Here is an 18,033-nt window from a genome sequence, read left to right as displayed (position 1 = left end):
GGCCGGCCCCACGCCGTCGGCCGCGTTTCGCGTCTTTGCAATCTCCAGCTGTCAGCCTGCTGGCTGAAGCTCCTTCATTTCTATACCGAGAACACCACTGTGATCGAGAATCTACGCAACATCGCCATCATCGCGCACGTCGACCATGGCAAGACCACCCTCGTCGACAAGCTGCTGCGCCTGTCCGGCACCCTGGACCGCAAAGAAGCGGAAAACGAGCGGGTGATGGACAGCAACGACCAGGAAAAGGAACGTGGCATCACCATCCTGGCCAAGAACACCGCGCTGAAGTGGAAGGACTACAACATCAACATCGTCGACACCCCCGGCCACGCCGACTTCGGTGGCGAGGTGGAGCGCGTGATGTCGATGGTCGACTCCGTGCTGCTGGTGGTCGACGCCCAGGACGGCCCCATGCCGCAGACCCGTTTCGTGACCCAGAAGGCGTTCAAGGCCGGCCTGCGTCCGATCGTGGTGGTGAACAAGATCGACCGTCCCGGCGCGCGTCCGGACTGGGTCATCGACCAGATCTTCGATCTGTTCGACAACCTCGGCGCCACCGATGAGCAGCTGGACTTCCCGATCGTCTACGCCAGCGCCCTGAACGGCATCGCCGGTCTGGACCACGAGAAGATGGACGACAACATGGATGCCCTGTTCCAGGCCATCGTCGACCACGTCCCGGCGCCCCAGGTCGATGTGGACGGTCCCTTCCAGATGCAGATCTCCCAGCTGGACTACAACAGCTTCCTGGGCGTGATCGGCATCGGCCGCATCGCCCGTGGCCGCATCAAGGCCAACACCCCGGTGGTGGCCATCAGCGACGACGGCAGCAAGCGTAACGGTCGTATTCTCAAGATCATGGGCCACTCCGGCCTGCAGCGCGTGGAAGTGGCCGAAGCCGAAGCCGGCGACATCGTCTGCGTCTCGGGCATGGACGAGCTGTTCATCTCCGACACCCTGTGCGATCCGCAGAACGTCGAAGCCCGTCCGCCGCTGACCGTCGACCAGCCCACCGTGAGCATGACCTTCCAGGTCAACGACTCGCCCTTCGCCGGTCGTGAAGGCAAGTTCGTCACCAGCCGCAACATCAAGGACCGCCTGGACAAGGAGCTGCTGCACAACGTGGCCCTGCGCGTCGAGCCGGGCGAGTCGGCCGAGAAGTTCAAGGTCTCCGGCCGTGGCGAGCTGCACCTGTCGGTACTGATCGAGAACATGCGCCGTGAAGGCTTCGAGATGGCCGTGGGCCGTCCGGAAGTGGTGATCATCGAGAAGGACGGCGAGAAGCAGGAGCCCTACGAGAACGTCACCATCGACATCGAAGAGCAGCACCAGGGCTCGGTGATGGAACAGATGGGTCTGCGCAAGGGCGATCTGACCAACATGATCCCCGACGGCAAGGGCCGTATCCGCTTGGAATACACCATCCCGGCGCGTGGCCTGATCGGTTTCCGGAACAACTTCCTGACCCTGACCTCGGGCAGCGGCATCCTGACCTCGACCTTCAGCCACTACGGCCCGATCAAGGCCGGCGAAGTGAGCAACCGTCAGAACGGCGTGCTGGTGTCCATGGCCACCGGTACCGCGCTGACCTACTCGCTGGAAACCCTGCAGAGCCGCGGCAAGCTGTTCCTGGCCCCGGGCGACGAGATCTACGAAGGCCAGCTGTGCGGCATCAACAGCCGTGACAACGACTTGGTGCTCAACCCCACCAAGGGCAAGAAGCTGGACAACATGCGCGCCTCGGGCAAGGACGAAGTCATCGCCCTGGTGCCGCCGATCAAGTTCACCCTGGAGCAGGCGCTGGAATTCATCGCCGACGACGAGCTGGTGGAAGTGACGCCCAAGTCCATCCGCCTGCGCAAGAAGTACCTGAACGAGAACGACCGCAAGCGCTTCGAGCGTTCCAAGGTCTGATCGCGTTTCGGTAATGCAAGAAAGCGCCTTCGGGCGCTTTTTTGTTGCTCGCGTGCCGCGGTCGACAGCGCTCGCCGTGGGCGCCGGGCCGCGCTTTTGCTAGCGTTGGCGGCCTCGGGTGCGCCACGTCGGACGGCCCTAGCTGCAGGATGCTGCCATGTTGAAAATCACCTTCGCCGCCACCCTGACCCTGGCCGGTCTCGCCCTCGTCACCGGTGCCCAGGCTGCCGGCTGCGGTACGCCGCGCAACGCCTTCGATACCGTCTACTGCGCGAGCAATCTGTTCGCCCAGAGCGACAAGTCGTTGAATCAGACTTACGGCGAGCTGCGCAAGCTATTGCCGGTCGACCAGCAGGCGCTGCTCAAGCAGGGCCAGCTCGCCTGGATCAAGCAGCGCGACAGCCAGTGCTCCCGTGAAGAGGCCGATGGCTACTTCGTCAATCTGGACTGCGCCGTCACCCTCACCGAGAACCGCCTGGAGATGCTCAAGGAGCGCCTGCGCGAATGCGCCAGCACCGGCTGCGAGGCGGGCAGGCTAGGTCAGTGAGGGCTTTAGTAGTAGGCCTATGGGCCCGTAGCCTCTGCATCGCGGCCATGGGCCGCTCCTACGGGTCCCGATGTATCCGTAGGAGCGGCCCATGGCCGCGATGCAAGACTAGGCTTCGTATCGACGGCATCTACAGTGGTGTTTCAAACGTTCGCGCAAGACTGGGCGAGTGATTTTGGGACGGTTCGGCGCTCCGACTGGGCCAGGCGCCGCGACGAGTCATGGCAGGGCTATGGCGAGGGGTGGCAACGCCCCCCCAGGGCGATCCGCCGCTGCGGGCAAAGAGCGCCGCCAGAATTGTGTAGATGAATTCCGAAGCATCACGCTAGGCGCGGCTCGAAAGGCCTTGACGCTGGCGTTGCCATTCGCGCAGGTCGTGCAGGCATCGCGGCGGGCAGATCAGGAAGCCCTGGAGCAGGTCGCAACCGGCCTGCTCCAGGCACTGCTGCTTGAGGAGGGTGTCCACGCCTTCGGCGATCACCTGGGCGTCGCGGGCATGGCAGAAGGCGACGAGGGCATCCAGACTGGCCTGGTTGCCGGGATGGCCGAGGCGCTCTACGATGAGGCGGTCGAATTTGATGGTGTCGGCGGGATAGTCGGTGACCTGCTGGATGGAGGTGTAGCCCACGCCGAAATCGTCGATGGCGACCCGGAAGCCGGCGCTGCGTAGCTCCCGCAGTAGGGTCAGGGTGCACTCGTTCAGTTCCGCAGCGAAGGTCTCGGTGAACTCCAGCTCGATCTGCGTGGGATCCACCCGGTGGTACCGAGCTCGTTCCTTGAGGTAGGGCACGATGTCGGCCTGATCCAGTTGCGCGGAGGACAGGTTGATCGACAGGATCGGCTGTACGCCCAGGGCCTCGGCCAGCTCGGGGTAGTCTTGGAAGGCACGGTCGATGACCCAGCGATCGATCCAGCGGAACTGGCCCTGGCGTTCGGCGATGGGAATGAATTCCGCCGGCGAGACCTTGCCCAGCGTCGGCGACGTCCAGCGCACCAGGGCTTCGACCGAACGTACCCGCCCCTGGGCATCCACGGCGGGCATGTATTCCAGATGGAATTCGCTATCCGGATCCAGCTGGCGCAGCTGTTCGTCGAGCAGATCCAATCGGCGCTGCTGGGCGGCGAGCTGGGGTGTGAAGCGCACCAGCTGGTTGCCGCCCTTGGCCTTGGCCTCGTCCATGGCCAGATTCGCCTGAGCCAGCAGTTCCGCCAGGTTCGGCGGATCTTCCAGGGCGGTGAGTCCGAGGCTCAAACTGACCGCATAGCGCCGCTCGCCCAGCAGGGTGCCGTGGTGGTGGGCGCGTTGCAGTTGCTCACCCAGTTGCAGGGCATGCAAGCCCGCCCGCTCACCGCGCATCAGGATGGCGAATTCGTCACCGGCCAGGCGGGTGAACACCGCCCCGCCGAATTCCGGTTGGGTGTCGATGAGTCCCTGGGTGCGTTGTGCCAGGGCACGCAACAGGGCATCGCCAGCGGCATGGCCGAAGCGGTCGTTCACCGACTTGAAGTGGTCGAGGCCGAAGCACAGCAGGGCGATGGTCGTGGGGGCGGCATCCTCGGCCAGCCATTGCTCGCCGGTCAGCTGGAAGTGACGGCGATTACCGATCTGGGTGAGGGGATCGGTGCGCAAGGCGTTGCGCAGCTGGGTGAGAATGGTCAGGTTATTGTCGTGCAGCCGCTTCATGTTGCCGCCCAGGTGACCGATTTCGCCAGGTTCTTGAGGCGTATCGAGCGATTGGCGTTCGCCATCCAGCACTTCGGTCAGTTGCCTGTCCAGGCGCGCAACGGGCTCGGTGATGTAGCGTCGGATCAGCACCACCAGGATCAGGAAGCAGATCAGTGTCACCGCCAGGCCACCGCCGAAGTAGAGGGTTGCCAGTTGCGTCAGGCGATCTTCCAGTAGGCGCGGATCCGGGATCAGTTGGACGTAGCGCCTGGGCGACAGTTGCTCCATCGCGGCGAGACCCGTTGGCATCGGCGGCGGCGTCGAGGTGATGGTCAGGGGGGCGCCATAGGCGAGTTCGAGTCGGTGGCGCAGATTTTCCATGCGGTCTGGGCGCACCGCCAGTTGTAGGGTCATGGCTTGGTCGCGCTGGCTGGGCATGGGCGCGGCGCCGGTACTGGGCAGGATCGCGGTGTTGGCGACCAGCAACGCCTGGCCGTCTTCTTCGATCAGGTCGTCGTGACGTTCAGCCAGGGACTCCGAATTGTTTGCGGGGTGCTCCAGTAGTCGCCGCTGAGCCGGATTCAACTGAGCGAAGGGATCGTCGCTGTACTCGTAGTAGTAGGCGAGGCTTCGATCCGGACGGGCGATGGCGAAGGAGATGCGCGACGGCACATCGCTGCCGACGAGTTGTGTGACGGTCTGTTGGATCTGGGTGCCCATGGCCTCCTTGCGATAGGGGACATCCAGTTGACGCAGAAAGGCACCAAGGGTCGGGCTGTTGGACAGGGCGTACAGCAGGCTGCGGCTGAAATGAGCGTATTCATGGTAAGCGGTTACCAGAGCGCCCAGATCGTGGTTGAGCCGCGAGCGTTCGAGGCCGATCACCGCCTCGCGCTGCACCTTGTAACCCAGACTGACCAGCGTGAGGCTGCAGAGCAGGGCGACCGGCAGAATCAGCAGTAGCGCACGCCTATTGAGGCTCATGCCGACCTACCAGGGCGCCAGCGATACGTTGTCGGGTCTGTGAGACGTCCACCGGGCCTTCGTGGAAGGTCTGGCTGTGAATGAGCACCTCGTCGGATGGGAACAGGGTGGGGTCCTTGCGCAATGCCTCGGGCAAGAGTCGCAGGGCGCCCGCGTTGACGGTAGCCAGGTGCAGTTCGGTGGTGGCTAACAGGGCGTTCTCGGGCTGGTTGAGGAAATCGAGGAAGCGTTCGGCTTCGGCCTGGTGCTCCGTGTGGCTGGGAATGGCCAGGCAATCGACCCAGAGCAGGGTACCTTCGCGCGGCGTGACGAAGCGCCAGGGTTGCCCGGATGTCGCCATGTTCAGCAGGTGTTGATCGCCGCTGTAGCCGAGCGCCAGATCGATGCGGTCGCTGTAGGCCGGATTGTGCATGGCCGTGACCACGTACTGATAGGTGAGAACCGCGGGTGCCTGGGCCTTGAGCAGGGCGAAGCTGCGTTTGAGCAGCGCCTGATCGTTGCTGTTGATCGCTGCGCCCAGGGTGATCAGCGGGGGTACCAGCAGGTCGTCATGGTCTTCCAGCATGGCGATGTGACCGTCCAGCGCTGCCGCGGGTTGCAGCAGCTGTCGCCAGGAGTCGGGCGCCGTGGCCAGCCGGTCGGCACGATAGAGCAGGCCCAGCGTGCCCCAGACATAGGGCACGGCATAGTCGCCACAACTGTTGCGCCAACGCGGATCGATTTCCCGGAGCGCGGGAATGTTGCGTTCGTCGAGGCGCAGCAGCAGGCCGTCCCGGCCGAGGCGGTTGGCGCTCACCGCGTTGATCACCACCAGGTCGATATCGGCATCGCCACCCGCCAGGGTGGCATCGCGCACATCGCCGCTGTCGAAATGGATTTCCTGCACCCGGTCGGCGATTTTCGCCCAGCGCTGCAAGAGGGTCCCGCTGAAATAACCTTCCCAGGTATAGAGCTGTAGCGGCTCTGCACTCAGCGGGAGCGGCAGTCCGAGTAGCCAGAGCAGCGACAGCAGGATCCGTCGTGGGCGCATCTTGGTCTTCCGGGCGATAGCGAGCGACAGTCATGGCGATGCGCGCCTCTGGCGCACCGTTCTCCCTATAACACTAGGAGCCTAGAAGGATGACGTTAGTTTATCGACGAATAGGCTTGGGCATGCAGATCGGCCCGGCTGTAGGGACGATCGTTGCCGGCAGCCAGGGTTCCCAGCTTTTGCATCAAGGTATGGGTCGGGGCGTGTTCACCGTGCTGTACCAGTAGCAAGGGCAGCAACAGGCTCAAGGCCAGGGGCCGTCCCTGCACGGGCGGCAGGGCGGCCGGCTCCGGTAGTAGACGCAGGCACAGGGCCGCGACCGCCAGACCGAGAACGGTCCCGGAGATGGCCTCTGAGGGCGAGTGATAACCCAGCCGAACCCGCGAATAGGCCACCAGCACCGCGGCTGCCGCGCCGAGCCAGAAGGCCAGGACGCGTCGCTTGCGCAGGCCGGACAGCAGCCACGCCAGCATGGGGAGCACGCTGGCGGCCTGCATGGAATGGCCGCTGATACCAGTGAAATTCAATTCGCGGCTGCCCAGGCCCCAGCCGAAGAACACGATCTTGGTAGCGGCGGTGAGCAGGCAGGCGGCGGCGAACAGGCCGAACCACAACAGCAGGCCACGCATACCGCTACCCAGGGCCAGCCAGACACCGACGACCAGGGCGCTGGGCAGCATCAGGGTGGCGTCGCCGAAGTTGGTGATGAAGGGCCAGAGGCTCATGGGCGGGGCTCTCACTCAAGGCGCGACTTGCCACGCCAGGAGACTACGGAGAAAACGAAGACGCCCATGGTACCGCTCGCATCGCCTCTGCGGCCACCTTCTGGCGTCTTTTTACCCACGTCTGACCGATCAGTTCTGCAACGGTGCCACGCCGGCTCTTTGGTGGGCGCGGGTCCAGGGGTTCTGTTCGTCGGCGAATTTCACCGCCAGGCGTTCCAGCACCCTTTGGGTCGGGGCGTTGGTGCCGTGCAGCAAGAGCAGCGGCAGCAGGAGCAGACTCGCGCCCAGGGCGGCCTGACGCGGGTTGAGCACCACCTGCTGGCCGCGTAGCAGCCAGAGCAGACTGCCGCTGGCGGCATAGCCGATGGGCAGGCCGGTCACCACTTCCGAGACCGAGTGATAGCCCAGCACCACCCGGGAGACGGCGATGAGCAGCGCGCCTACCGCGCCGATGGCCGTCGCGGTCAGCCGTAGCGCTGGCCGCGCCCGGCCGGCCAGCAGCCAGCCGAGCACCGGCAGCACACTGCCCACCAGCATGGAGTGGCCACTGAAACCGGTGAAGTCCAGGCGCGGAATGCCCAGCCCCCAGCCGAAGAAGGCGACCTTGGACAGGGCCACGAGGAGACTCGCGGCACCGAACAGCAGCAACCAGAGCGATGCCGCCCGCGCGGACAGGCCGGCCAGCAGCCACAGCGCGATGAGCAGGGCGCAGGGAAGCATCACCGAGGAATCGCCGAAATTGGTGATGAACAGCCACATGGATGAGCAGACTCCTGTAAACGACGAGGCATTCTGACCGCCAGACGTCCAGAGGTTGCATCGGCCGTGCCAGCCTGTGGACTGGCGCAAGAAAGCGCTGGGACCCCTTTGGCAGACCCAGAAAAAAGCCCCGGGCACCAAAGGTGGCCGGGGCTTTCGCCGTGGGGCGCTTTACAGACCGGCGGCGGCGCGCAGGGCGTCGGCCTTGTCGGTGCGTTCCCAGGTGAAGGTGGTGAAGGTGTCATCGCCCACGGTGATTTCCTGCGGATGACGGCCGAAGTGGCCGTAGGCCGCGGTGGCGCGATACATCGGGTGCAGCAGGTCGAGCATGGTGGTGATGGCGTAGGGGCGCAGGTCGAAGTGCTCGCGCACCAGCTGCACGATCTTCTCGTCGCTGACCTTGGCGGTGCCGAAGGTGTTGATCGAGATGGAGGTGGGCTGGGCCACGCCGATGGCGTAGGACACCTGGATCTCGCAACGCTCGGCCAGGCCTGCGGCGACGATGTTCTTGGCCACGTAGCGGCCGGCATAGGCGGCGCTGCGGTCGACCTTGGACGGGTCCTTGCCGGAGAAGGCGCCGCCGCCGTGACGGGCCATGCCGCCGTAGCTGTCGACGATGATCTTGCGGCCGGTCAGGCCGCAGTCACCCACCGGGCCGCCGATGATGAACTGGCCGGTCGGGTTGATGTGGAACTGGGTATCCTTGTGCAGCAGCTCGGCGGGGATGACGTGCTTGACGATCAGCTCCATCACGGCTTCGCGCAGGTCGGCGTACTTGACCTCGGGGTTGTGCTGGGTGGACAGCACGATGGCGTCGATGCCGACCACCTGGCCGCCTTCGTAGCGGCAGGTCACCTGGGACTTGGCGTCCGGACGCAGCCAGGGCAGCAGGCCCGACTTGCGCGCCTCGGCCTGCCGCTCCACCAGGCGGTGGGAGAAGGTGATGGGCGCGGGCATCAGCACGTCGGTCTCGTTGCAGGCGTAGCCGAACATCAGGCCCTGGTCGCCGGCACCCTGGTCTTCCGGCTTGCTGCGGTCGACGCCCTGGGCGATGTCCACCGACTGCTTGCCGATGATGTTGACGATGCCGCAGGTGGCGCCGTCGAAGCCCACGTCCGAGCTGTTGTAGCCGATGTCGACGATGACGTCGCGCACCAGTTGCTCCAGGTCGACCCAGGCGGAGGTGGTGACTTCGCCGGCGACGATGGCCACGCCGGTCTTGACCAGGGTCTCGCAGGCCACGCGGGCGTGCTTGTCCTGGGTGATGATGGCGTCGAGCACGGCGTCGGAGATCTGGTCGGCGATCTTGTCCGGATGGCCTTCGGAGACGGACTCGGAGGTGAACAGGGAATATTCGCTCATCGAACGGTTCCTAAATTACCAAGGGGTAGGGGCCCGAAGGCCGGTCGAGACAGCAGTTTCCTTGCTGGACATGACGCCCGTGGGCGCCCGGTCCGCCCGCCATTGGCCGCTTGGCCTCATGACGGGGTGTTTCCCTGATCCGGGCGCGCGAATTGCCGCACCTGGATCTGAAAGCCATTGCGCAGGCCGAGGTAAAGGCTTTCGCCGGCTACCAGCCCTGCGGCCTGCGCCCAGCGCGCCAGTTCGTCCTGGTCGAAGCCGAGCCAGAGATCGCCACAGGCGTCCCGTGCCCAAGCCTGGTCGTGGGGGCAGAGATCGGTGATCACCAGGCTGCCGCCAGGGGCCACGCACAGCGCCAGGCGTTGCAAGGCGGCTGCCGGCGCGGCCAGGTGATGCAGGACCATGTTGAGCACCACGCAATCGGCGCGGGGCAGCGGCTCGGCGAGGGCATCGGCCAGTTGCAGCTCGACGTTGGCGAGGCCGTCGCGCTGGCAGCGCTGGCGGGCCAGTTCGAGCATCGCCGGGCTGTTGTCCACCGCCAGCACCTGGGCGAAGCGCTGGGCCAGGTCGGGCAGGAAGGCACCGTCGCCCGGTCCCACTTCCAGCGCGCAACCGTGCGGCTCCAGCGCCAGGGCATCAAGCAGGCTGAGCAAGCCATCGCGATATTGCGGTAGGCTGGCGATGAGGTCCTGCTGGGCCTGGAATTTCTCCGCCACCCGGGCGAAGAAGTCACGACTCACCGCCGCACGCTGGGCATGCACCTCGCCGATCCGCGCTTGCACCTGCATCGGCAGGGGCAGGGCATCCACCTCTTCGAGCAGCGCGGCGTGCAGCGAACCGCCCAGGCTACCCGGACGGGGCAGGGCGCGGCGATAGAAGATGGCATTGCCTTCGCGACGGGTCGCCACCAGCTTGGCCTGGGCCAGTACCTTGAGGTGGTGACTGATGCCGGACTGGCCGGTATCGAAGATCTGCGCCAGCTCCAGCACGCCGAAGGAGGCACTGTGCAGGGCGCGCAAGACGTTCAGGCGCAGGGGATCGCCGCCGGCCTTGCACAGGGCGGCGAGGGTGTCACCTGGGTCTCGGCCGAGCGCCGGCACGCGGAGCGGATTCATGGGGCGCTAGTCTAGAGACCCGTCGAATCCGTCGCAAGAAAAGCATCAAAAAGTTTTGATACTTGTCCGTGGTGACGAAGCGCGCATACGTGCGGAGATGTAGGTAAGATGCCACCGCCGGTCGACTGGCTATCGTTGCACCCCGCGCGGTAACTCCGGGGGCGCTAACGCGTCAAAGATGCAGATTTCGTTCAGGGAGCGCCATCCAGGCCGTCTCATGTCCGCCCAGCCACCCTCTTCCTCCGCGCCCGCGCCAGGCACCCATCTGGTGATTTGCGAGCACTGCGATTCGGTGCATCGCCTCGAACCGCTCGCGGTGGGTGAGCGGGCGCATTGCCTGCGCTGCGGCGCCTTGCTCTATCGCGCCAGTCGGCTCGATATCCAGGGCCTGCTGGCGCTGGCCATCGCCGCGGCGGTGCTGTTCGTCATCGCCAATGTCGGCCCCATCCTGCAATTGAGCTTTCGCGGCCTGCACAGCGAGGCGACGCTGCTGGAATCGGTGGTGGCCATGAGCAGCGGCTTCGCCGGACCCATGGCGCTGGTGGTGGCCATGACCCTGTTCGTGGTGCCGCTGCTGCAGATCCTGCTGCTGCTCTGGGTACTCGGCTTCGCCCAGGCCGGTCGTCGCGCCCCCGGCTTCGCCACCGCCATGGTCACCCTGCATTACCTGCGCCCCTGGAGCATGATCGAGGTGTTCGTGCTCGGCGCCCTGGTGGCAGTGATCAAGCTGGCCGGCCTGCTGCACGTGGTGGTGGGCATGGGCCTGTTCGGCATGATCGGGCTGATGGTGGTCTTGCTGATCATCGCCAAGCGCGATCTGCATCCGCTGTGGGACGCCGTCGGGGAGCGTGAGCCATGAGCGCGCCCCAGCTGCCGCCGCGCGCCGCCGAGCTCGGTCTCTGCCTATGCCACGTCTGCGGCAACGTCTGCACGGCGCCGCAGCATCGCAAGGCCGGCTGCCCGCGTTGCGGTTCGGCGCTGCACCCGCGCAAGCCGAACGCCTATGCCAAGACCTGGGCCTACCTGATCGCCGCGCTGATCCTCTATATCCCGGCCAATACCCTGCCGGTGATGTTCACCGGTACCCTGGGGCGCGGCACGGAGAGCACCATTCTCCAGGGGGTGATCGAATTCTGGGAGAACGGCTCCTGGGGCGTCGCCCTGGTCATCTTCATCGCCAGCGTGGCGGTGCCGTCCATCAAGTTCCTGGTGCTCGGCACCCTGCTGGTGACCTGCCAGCGGCGCAGTGACTGGGCGATGGCCCAGCGTGCCCGGCTCTATCGCTTCGTCGAGCTGATCGGCTACTGGTCGATGCTCGATGTGATCGTCGTGGCCCTGGTCTCGGCGCTGGTGCACTTCGGTGCCCTGAGTTCGGCGGCGCCGCGCCTGGGTATCGTGTTCTTTGGTTTCGTGGTGGTGCTGACGATGCTCGCCGCGATGAGTTTCGATCCCCGCTTGATCTGGGATGCAGAGGTGAACGATGACGGACAGGCATGAACCCGACGCCCTGGCGCCTACCCCCGAGGTACGCCGCAGTCGCTGGAGCGTCTCGCTGATCTGGCTGGTGCCCATCGTGGCGGCCCTGATCGGGCTGTCCATGGTCGTCCACAGCTGGGCGTCGCGCGGGCCTGCCATCACGGTGACCTTTCTCACCGCCGAGGGCCTGGAAGCCGGCAAGACCCAGGTCAAGTACAAGAACGTAGTGATCGGCACGGTCACCGATATCCAGTTGGCGCCCGATCGCAACCGGGTGATCATCACCATCGACCTGGAGAAGTCCGCTGAAGGCTTCGCCACCCAGGGGGCCCGCTACTGGGTGGTGCGGCCACGCTTCGGCGTGAGTGGCGTCTCGGGGGTCGACACCCTGCTCTCGGGCCCCTTCATCGGCGCCGACATCGGCGACTCCACCGAGAAGCACTACGACTTCCGCGGCCTGGAGCAGCCACCGGCGCTGATCCATGGCGCCTCGGGCAAGCGTTTCCTGCTCACCGCCGATGATCTCGGCTCCCTGGACGTGGGCTCGCCGATCTACTACCGGCGTATCCAGGTCGGGCGGGTGGTGTCCTATCACTTGAACCGAGAAGGCACGGGCGTTGACGCCCAGGTCTTCATCGATTCCCCCTACGACCGCTTCGTCACCACCAATAGCCGCTTCTGGAACGCCAGCGGCGTGGACGTGGCCCTCAGCGCCAGCGGGCTCAAGCTCAATACCCAATCCCTGGCCACGGTGGTCGCCGGTGGCATCGCCTTCGTCACCCCGGACTGGCCCAAGGACCAGCAGGAAGCCCCGGAAGACACCCATTACGCCCTGTTCGATGACCAGACCAGCGCCCTGGCGCCGCCGGACGGCGAACCGCACTACATCCGCATGAGATTCCAGCAGTCCCTGCGGGGCCTCGCCACCGGCGCACCGGTGGAGTTCCTTGGCATGAACATCGGTCGGGTGGTGTCCCTGACGCCGGACTACGACCAGAAGAAGGATGATTTCTCCCTGGTCGTCGGCGCGGTGATCTATCCGCAGCGCCTCGGCGAGGTCGGCAAGCGTATCGAGGCCCAGGACCGCGATGGCAAGCTGTTCGCCGGCTGGGTGGAACGCGGCCTGCGTGCCCAGGCCCGCACCGGCAACCTGCTCACCGGACAGCTCTACATCTCCATCGACTTCATTCCCAATGCGCCCAAGGTGGCCTTCAATCCCAAGGCGCAGCCGCTGGTCATCCCCACCGTCACCGGCAGTTTCGACCGCTTGCAGGAGCAGATGGCGGGCATCGTCAACAAGATCGACAAGATCCCCTTCGACTCCATCGGCAAGAATCTCGATACCAGCCTGGCGCAGTTGAGCGGCACCCTCAAGCAGCTCAACACTGGAGTGCTGCCGCAGATGACCACCACCCTCATGGGGGTGCAGCAACTCACCGGCAGCGCCAGCCAGACCCTCGGCGCCGATTCGCCCGTGCAGCAGAACCTCAACCAGACGCTCGAGGAAGTGCAACGCATGGCGCGCTCCCTGCGGGTGTTCGGCGACTACCTGAGCCGCCATCCGGATTCGCTGATCCGCGGTCTGGTGACCGATCCGCCGCCCAAGCTCGAGCCGGGCTCCCGCGATGCCGTCAAAGGAAAACTGCCATGAAGCGCCTGACTTGCCTGGCTCTGCCTCTGCTGTTGGCCGCCTGTGCGGCCAAGGCCCCGTTGACCTATCACACCCTCACCAGCAGCGCCGACCCCCAGGCCAGCGGCACACCGGCACCGTTCCGCTTCGCCCTGCAGGGCGTTACCGTGCCGCCGCAGGTGGATCAGCCGCAACTGGTGATCCGCCAGGGCGATGGCATCGCCCTGTTGGAGGACCAGCGCTGGATCGCGCCCCTGGCCGACGAGGTGCGCAGCGCCCTGTCGGCCGATCTGCAGGCGCGCCTGGGCACCCTGGACCTGGGTGATGCCCCGCGGGGTGGCGGCAGTCCGGTATTGCGTATCAACCTCGATGTGCGCCGCTTCGAGTCGGTGCCCGGCGGCTTCGCGCGCATAGAAGGCCTCTGGACCCTGCGGCTAGCCACGCCGGCCGGTGACCGGGTGCTGACCTGCGGCAGCCGCCTGCAAGCGCCCGCCGGGGACAGCTACCAGTCCCTGGTGGATGCCCATCGGGCGGCCCTGCGCCAGCTGGCGGCGCTCATCGAGCCGGTGGCGCGGCGCTTCGTCGCCGCCGACGGCGAGGCCGACTGTCCCGCCTCGTGATGCCTCGTAATAAGGATGCCTGGTGATTCGGCGCGGCCCTGACCGCGCCGATTGCTGGAAGTGCCCTGGCTGGGCCAGAATGACGGCCCCTTCGCTCTGCCTCTGCCAGGAGACACCGCAATGCCCAGCCGTCGTGATCGAGCCAACGCCATCCGCGCCCTCAGCATGGATGCCGTGCAAAAAGCCAACAGTGGCCACCCCGGCGCGCCCATGGGCATGGCCGACATCGCCGAGGTGCTCTGGCACGATCAGCTCAAGCACAACCCGGCCAACCCCAAGTGGGCCGACCGCGACCGCTTCGTGCTGTCCAACGGCCACGGCTCCATGCTCATCTATTCGCTGCTGCACCTGTCGGGTTACGACCTGTCCATCGACGACCTGAAGAATTTCCGTCAGTTGCACAGCAAGACCCCGGGCCATCCCGAGTACGGCTATGCCCCGGGCATCGAGACCACCACCGGTCCGCTGGGCCAGGGTATCGCCAACGCCGTGGGCTTCGCCCTGGCGGAAAAGGTCCTGGCCGCCCAGTTCAACCGTGATGGCCACACCATCGTCGACCACCACACCTACGCCTTCCTCGGCGATGGCTGCATGATGGAGGGTGTCTCCCACGAGGCCTGCTCCCTGGCCGGCACCCTGGGCCTGTCCAAGCTGATCGCCTTCTACGACGACAACGGCATCTCCATCGATGGCGAGGTCGAAGGCTGGTTCACCGACGACACCCCCAAGCGCTTCGAAAGCTATGGCTGGCAGGTGATCCGCAACGTCGACGGCCATGACGCCGACGAGATCAAGACCGCCCTGGACACCGCCCGCAAGAGCGACCAGCCGACGCTGATCTGCTGCAAGACCGTGATCGGCTACGGCGCTCCGCACAAGCAGGGCAAGGAAGAGTGCCACGGCGCTCCCCTGGGCAACGACGAGATCCAGGGTGCCCGCGAGCTGCTCGGCTGGCCCCATGCGCCCTTCGAGATCCCCGCCGACATCTACGCCGAGTGGAGTGCCAAGGCCCGTGGCGCCGCGGCCGAAGCCGAGTGGAACGGTCGCTTCGCTGCCTACGCTGCCGCCCATCCGGAGCTGGCCGCCGAGTTCAAGCGCCGCATGGTCGGTGACCTGCCCGCCGATTTCGCCGAGCGCGCCGCCGCCTTCATCCAGGAGGTCGCCGCCAAGGGCGAGACCATCGCCAGCCGCAAGGCCAGCCAGAACGCCCTGCAATTCTTCGGTCCGCTGCTGCCCGAGCTGCTCGGTGGCTCCGCTGACCTGGCCGGTTCCAACCTGACCCTGTGGAAAGGCGCCAAGGGCGTCACCGCCGAAGACGCCAGCGGCAACTACGTCCACTACGGCGTGCGCGAATTCGGCATGAGCGCCATCATGAACGGCGTCGCCCTGCACGGCGGCCTGGTGCCCTACGGCGCCACCTTCCTGATGTTCATGGAATACGCCCGCAACGCGGTGCGCATGTCGGCGCTGATGAAGCAGCGGGTGCTCTATGTCTTCACCCACGACTCCATCGGCCTCGGCGAAGACGGCCCCACCCACCAGCCGGTGGAGCAACTGGCCTCGCTGCGCTACACCCCCAACCTGGACACCTGGCGCCCGGCCGATGCGGTGGAATCCGCCATCGCCTGGACCGCTGCCCTGGAGCGCCGTGACGGCCCCAGCGCGCTGATCTTCTCCCGCCAGAACCTGGCCCATAACCTGCGCGACGAGGCCACCTTGGGCAACGCTGCCCGCGGCGGCTACGTGCTCAAGGACTGCGTCGGCGAGCCCGAGCTGATCTTCATCGCCACCGGCTCCGAAGTCGGCCTGGCCGTGCAGGCCTATGACCGCCTGACCGCCGAAGGGCGCAACGTGCGCGTGGTTTCCATGCCCAGCACCAGCGTCTTCGACCGCCAGAGCCCCGAATACCGCCAGCAGGTCCTGCCGGTGGAAGTCGGCGCCCGCATCGCCATCGAGGCCGGCATTGCCGACTTCTGGTACAAGTACGTCGGTCTCGATGGTCGCATCATCGGCATGCACACCTACGGCGAATCCGCTCCGGCGGCCGCGCTGTTCGAGCACTTCGGCTTCACCCTGGACAACGTCCTGGCGGTGGCTGGCGAACTGCTGGAAGACTAAAGGTCGCGGGTCGTAGTGCAAAAAAGCCACGCTGATGCGTGGCTTTTTTATGGGTGAAATTCAGCGGAGGTCTGCGCTGTTTCGTATCTGGACATGCAGGCGGGCCGTCGTCAGGGATTTACCCTGATGCTTGCTCCCACCAGGGTGACGCCTCCGGCATCCAGTTGCACGAAGCTGCCGCCGGCCTTGAGGGTCAGGCTCGCGCCGGCTTCGAGGACGATCTTCTGGCCGGACTGGAGCTTGATCTCGCTGCCGGCCTCGACGAACAGGCCGGTGGCCAGGCGCAGGTGCTGGCTGTCGGCGATGCTCAGGTGGTCGTCGGCGCGGACCTCGGTACGGCGTTCGCCATGGGTGATGCGGTGCTCCTCGGCGTGGAATTCGCTGTAGCTGCTGGCGCGGATGCGTTGGTGGCGTTCGTTGCCGATCTCGCTGCGGTGGTCGTGGCCGATGCGTTCGTCCCAGTCACGCTGGGCGTGGACGTGGATTTCTTCCTGCCCGTGTCGATCTTCGATGCGCAATTCGTTGTAACCACCACCGCCGGGGCTGCTCAGGCTCTTGAAGCTGCTGCGGGTCTTGTCCTTGGACAGTTCCAGTGGCGGCCGGTGTTCGGCGTGGTAGAGGCAGCCGGTTACCAGAGGCTGGTCGGGGTCTCCTTCCAGGAAGCCCACCAGCACCTCCATGCCGATGCGCGGCACGGCCAGGGCGCCGTAGCCGTTGCCCGCCCAGCCGCTGGCGACGCGTAGCCAGCAACTGGTGCGCTCATCCGCCTGGCCCTCGCGATCCCAGTGGAATTGCACCTTGACCCGGCCCAGGGCGTCGCAGTGGATCTCTTCACCGGCCGGGCCGGTGACCACGGCGCTCTGGGCGCCGAACAACCGTGGCTTGGGATGGTGCAGGGGCAGGCGGAAGGGCACCGTCCAGGGGATGGCAGCGAAGGTGTTGCGATAGCCCTGGCGGAAGCCGTCGTCCGTCGGATGGCTGTCGTCACTGGTAATGCTTTCTTCGAGCACCTGGGGCTGCCGGCCCTGGTGATGGATTTCGGTCAACAGCCAGAGCTGGTTCCAGTCGCCGCGGGGATGCTGTTCCAGCGGCAGGAAATGCCCGCTCACCAGGCTGGGCTGGTCGCTCTTGCCATGGGCCTGCTGGGCGTCGACCCTCAGGCTTTCCAGGCGCCGGCCGCTCAGGCGCTTGCCGGTGGCGCGGTCGGTGAAGTGACCGGGGAAGCCATAATGTTCCAAGGCGGGCGGCGTAGCGGTGTCCGTGCCGCTTTCCAGGCGCAGGCGCGGCTGCAGGAAGTCGTAATCGCGCAGGGTGGTGGCGCTGCTGCGGGTCTGCAGGCCGACGTCGAAGCGCCGCACCACGGGTTCGTCCGCCACCAGGCCGCTGCCGGGCAGGTAGCGGGTGGCGGCCAGCCGGGGAAAGCCGGTGGCGTCGTCGCCGAAGACGAGTACATGGCCGTCGCGGCAGTGTTCGTGGTGATAGTGCAAGCCTTCTTCTTCGCACAGACGAGTGAGGAAGGCGAGATCGCTTTCGCCGTACTGCACGCAGTAGTCGCGCGGCGAATAGACCGTCGGCCCGAGGGCGAATCTGTGGTCGCCTTCGAGGATGCCGTGCTCCTCGAGCAACTGGGTGAGGATCTGCGGGACGCTGCGCTGCTGGAAGATCCGCGAATTGACGCGATGGGCGAGGTAGGCCAGGCGCGGCACCAGTTCGAGGTGGTAGCGAGTCAGTCGCTGACCGGAATCGCCTTGGGCAATGGCGGCGATCTGGCCATGGATGCCCCTGTCGCCTGCGGCCAGGCTGAGGAAGGCGCGGCGATGGAGCAGCGCTTCGAGTGGCCAGTCCGGTCTTTCGCTGACCAGTTCGAGCTGGAAGCGATAGGGCTGGCCGATGGCTTCGGTGCCGTCGAAGGCGAGGATCTGGAAGTCGTGGGCGACGCCTTCCAGCGTCAGGGTGAACGGCGGGGCATTGGCCGGGCTAAACATCGCATCGCGTCCTTGCGAATCGAAAGCCCCATTCTGATCAGCGAAGGCACGCCGGCTCAAGTGCTGAAGTCTGCATTCTAGAGCGGTTTCACAGGCGAA

Annotated in this window: 14 protein-coding genes; 7 read left to right on the top strand and 7 right to left on the bottom strand. The window is 65.9% G+C overall.

The window, feature by feature from the left end; all coding sequences use genetic code 11:
• Positions 1-99: 99 nt before the first annotated feature.
• Positions 100-1,917, top strand: coding sequence for a translational GTPase TypA (typA, locus tag CCZ28_RS14550; protein ID WP_058761476.1), 1,818 nt, complete (start codon positions 100-102; stop codon positions 1,915-1,917).
• Positions 1,918-2,074: 157 nt separating this feature from the next.
• Complete coding sequence (locus CCZ28_RS14545; RefSeq protein WP_140219067.1) at positions 2,075-2,464, top strand: lysozyme inhibitor LprI family protein; 390 nt, start codon at positions 2,075-2,077, stop codon at positions 2,462-2,464.
• Positions 2,465-2,789: 325 nt separating this feature from the next.
• Here CCZ28_RS14545 and CCZ28_RS14540 read toward each other — a convergent pair whose 3' ends face one another.
• From CCZ28_RS14540 to CCZ28_RS14515, 6 genes are all read right to left on the bottom strand, one after another.
• Positions 2,790-5,114: a putative bifunctional diguanylate cyclase/phosphodiesterase gene (locus tag CCZ28_RS14540; RefSeq protein ID WP_140219065.1), complete on the bottom strand. Its 2,325-nt coding sequence runs from the start codon at positions 5,112-5,114 to the stop codon at positions 2,790-2,792.
• Complete coding sequence (locus tag CCZ28_RS14535) at positions 5,101-6,144, bottom strand: polyamine ABC transporter substrate-binding protein (protein ID WP_140219063.1); 1,044 nt, start codon at positions 6,142-6,144, stop codon at positions 5,101-5,103. The genes CCZ28_RS14540 and CCZ28_RS14535 overlap by 14 nt, the downstream gene beginning before the upstream one ends.
• A gap of 95 nt (positions 6,145-6,239) precedes the next feature.
• Positions 6,240-6,869 (bottom strand): phosphatase PAP2 family protein, encoded by a 630-nt coding sequence (locus CCZ28_RS14530; protein ID WP_140219061.1) that lies wholly within the window; start codon positions 6,867-6,869, stop codon positions 6,240-6,242.
• 129 nt (positions 6,870-6,998) lie between these two features.
• On the bottom strand, positions 6,999-7,628 hold the full coding sequence (locus CCZ28_RS14525) for a phosphatase PAP2 family protein (RefSeq protein ID WP_140219059.1): 630 nt from the start codon (positions 7,626-7,628) through the stop codon (positions 6,999-7,001).
• 171 nt (positions 7,629-7,799) lie between these two features.
• Positions 7,800-8,990: a methionine adenosyltransferase gene (gene metK, locus CCZ28_RS14520; RefSeq protein ID WP_140219057.1), complete on the bottom strand. Its 1,191-nt coding sequence runs from the start codon at positions 8,988-8,990 to the stop codon at positions 7,800-7,802.
• 116 nt (positions 8,991-9,106) lie between these two features.
• A complete protein-coding gene (locus CCZ28_RS14515) occupies positions 9,107-10,105 on the bottom strand; it encodes an ArsR/SmtB family transcription factor (RefSeq protein WP_140219055.1) in 999 nt (332 codons plus the stop codon).
• Positions 10,106-10,322: 217 nt separating this feature from the next.
• On the opposite strand from CCZ28_RS14515, the gene CCZ28_RS14510 reads away from it, so the two are divergent.
• The 5 genes from CCZ28_RS14510 to tkt all read left to right on the top strand — a co-directional run bounded on the left by CCZ28_RS14510 (position 10,323) and on the right by tkt (position 15,949).
• Complete coding sequence (locus CCZ28_RS14510) at positions 10,323-10,964, top strand: paraquat-inducible protein A (protein ID WP_140219053.1); 642 nt, start codon at positions 10,323-10,325, stop codon at positions 10,962-10,964.
• On the top strand, positions 10,961-11,602 hold the full coding sequence (locus tag CCZ28_RS14505) for a paraquat-inducible protein A (RefSeq protein ID WP_140219051.1): 642 nt from the start codon (positions 10,961-10,963) through the stop codon (positions 11,600-11,602). Before CCZ28_RS14510 ends, CCZ28_RS14505 begins: the two co-directional genes overlap by 4 nt.
• On the top strand, positions 11,586-13,232 hold the full coding sequence (locus tag CCZ28_RS14500; protein WP_140219050.1) for an intermembrane transport protein PqiB: 1,647 nt from the start codon (positions 11,586-11,588) through the stop codon (positions 13,230-13,232). Before CCZ28_RS14505 ends, CCZ28_RS14500 begins: the two co-directional genes overlap by 17 nt.
• The gene (locus tag CCZ28_RS14495) at positions 13,229-13,831 is read left to right on the top strand and encodes a PqiC family protein (RefSeq protein ID WP_140219048.1); all 603 of its coding nucleotides are present in this window, start codon (positions 13,229-13,231) and stop codon (positions 13,829-13,831) included. Before CCZ28_RS14500 ends, CCZ28_RS14495 begins: the two co-directional genes overlap by 4 nt.
• A 120-nt stretch (positions 13,832-13,951) precedes the next feature.
• A complete protein-coding gene (gene tkt, locus CCZ28_RS14490; protein ID WP_140219046.1) occupies positions 13,952-15,949 on the top strand; it encodes a transketolase in 1,998 nt (665 codons plus the stop codon).
• A 110-nt stretch (positions 15,950-16,059) separates the two neighbouring features.
• Here the strand turns inward: tkt and CCZ28_RS14485 are convergent, their stop codons facing one another.
• The gene (locus CCZ28_RS14485; protein WP_140219044.1) at positions 16,060-17,934 is read right to left on the bottom strand and encodes a type VI secretion system Vgr family protein; all 1,875 of its coding nucleotides are present in this window, start codon (positions 17,932-17,934) and stop codon (positions 16,060-16,062) included.
• Between the last annotated feature and the right edge of the window lie 99 nt (positions 17,935-18,033).

Origin of the sequence: Pseudomonas oryzihabitans, from assembly GCF_006384975.1 — a bacterium.
Lineage (GTDB): Bacteria > Pseudomonadota > Gammaproteobacteria > Pseudomonadales > Pseudomonadaceae > Chryseomonas > Chryseomonas psychrotolerans_B.
Note: the sequence above shows the minus strand (reverse complement) of the source record. Positions and strands in the feature narration are given on the sequence as shown.

Excerpts from the sequence above, each read along its gene's own strand:
- CCZ28_RS14545 (WP_140219067.1), top strand. The coding sequence starts at position 2,075 with ATGTTGAAAATCACCTTCGCCGCCACCCTGACCCTGGCCGGTCTCGCC.
- CCZ28_RS14530 (WP_140219061.1), bottom strand. The coding sequence starts at position 6,869 with ATGAGCCTCTGGCCCTTCATCACCAACTTCGGCGACGCCACCCTGATG.
- CCZ28_RS14510 (WP_140219053.1), top strand. The coding sequence starts at position 10,323 with ATGTCCGCCCAGCCACCCTCTTCCTCCGCGCCCGCGCCAGGCACCCAT.
- CCZ28_RS14495 (WP_140219048.1), top strand. The coding sequence starts at position 13,229 with ATGAAGCGCCTGACTTGCCTGGCTCTGCCTCTGCTGTTGGCCGCCTGT.
- tkt (WP_140219046.1), top strand. The coding sequence starts at position 13,952 with ATGCCCAGCCGTCGTGATCGAGCCAACGCCATCCGCGCCCTCAGCATG.
- metK (WP_140219057.1), bottom strand. The coding sequence starts at position 8,990 with ATGAGCGAATATTCCCTGTTCACCTCCGAGTCCGTCTCCGAAGGCCAT.
- CCZ28_RS14540 (WP_140219065.1), bottom strand. The coding sequence starts at position 5,114 with ATGAGCCTCAATAGGCGTGCGCTACTGCTGATTCTGCCGGTCGCCCTG.
- CCZ28_RS14525 (WP_140219059.1), bottom strand. The coding sequence starts at position 7,628 with ATGTGGCTGTTCATCACCAATTTCGGCGATTCCTCGGTGATGCTTCCC.
- CCZ28_RS14485 (WP_140219044.1), bottom strand. The coding sequence starts at position 17,934 with ATGTTTAGCCCGGCCAATGCCCCGCCGTTCACCCTGACGCTGGAAGGC.
- CCZ28_RS14515 (WP_140219055.1), bottom strand. The coding sequence starts at position 10,105 with ATGAATCCGCTCCGCGTGCCGGCGCTCGGCCGAGACCCAGGTGACACC.
- CCZ28_RS14535 (WP_140219063.1), bottom strand. The coding sequence starts at position 6,144 with ATGCGCCCACGACGGATCCTGCTGTCGCTGCTCTGGCTACTCGGACTG.
- CCZ28_RS14500 (WP_140219050.1), top strand. The coding sequence starts at position 11,586 with ATGACGGACAGGCATGAACCCGACGCCCTGGCGCCTACCCCCGAGGTA.
- CCZ28_RS14505 (WP_140219051.1), top strand. The coding sequence starts at position 10,961 with ATGAGCGCGCCCCAGCTGCCGCCGCGCGCCGCCGAGCTCGGTCTCTGC.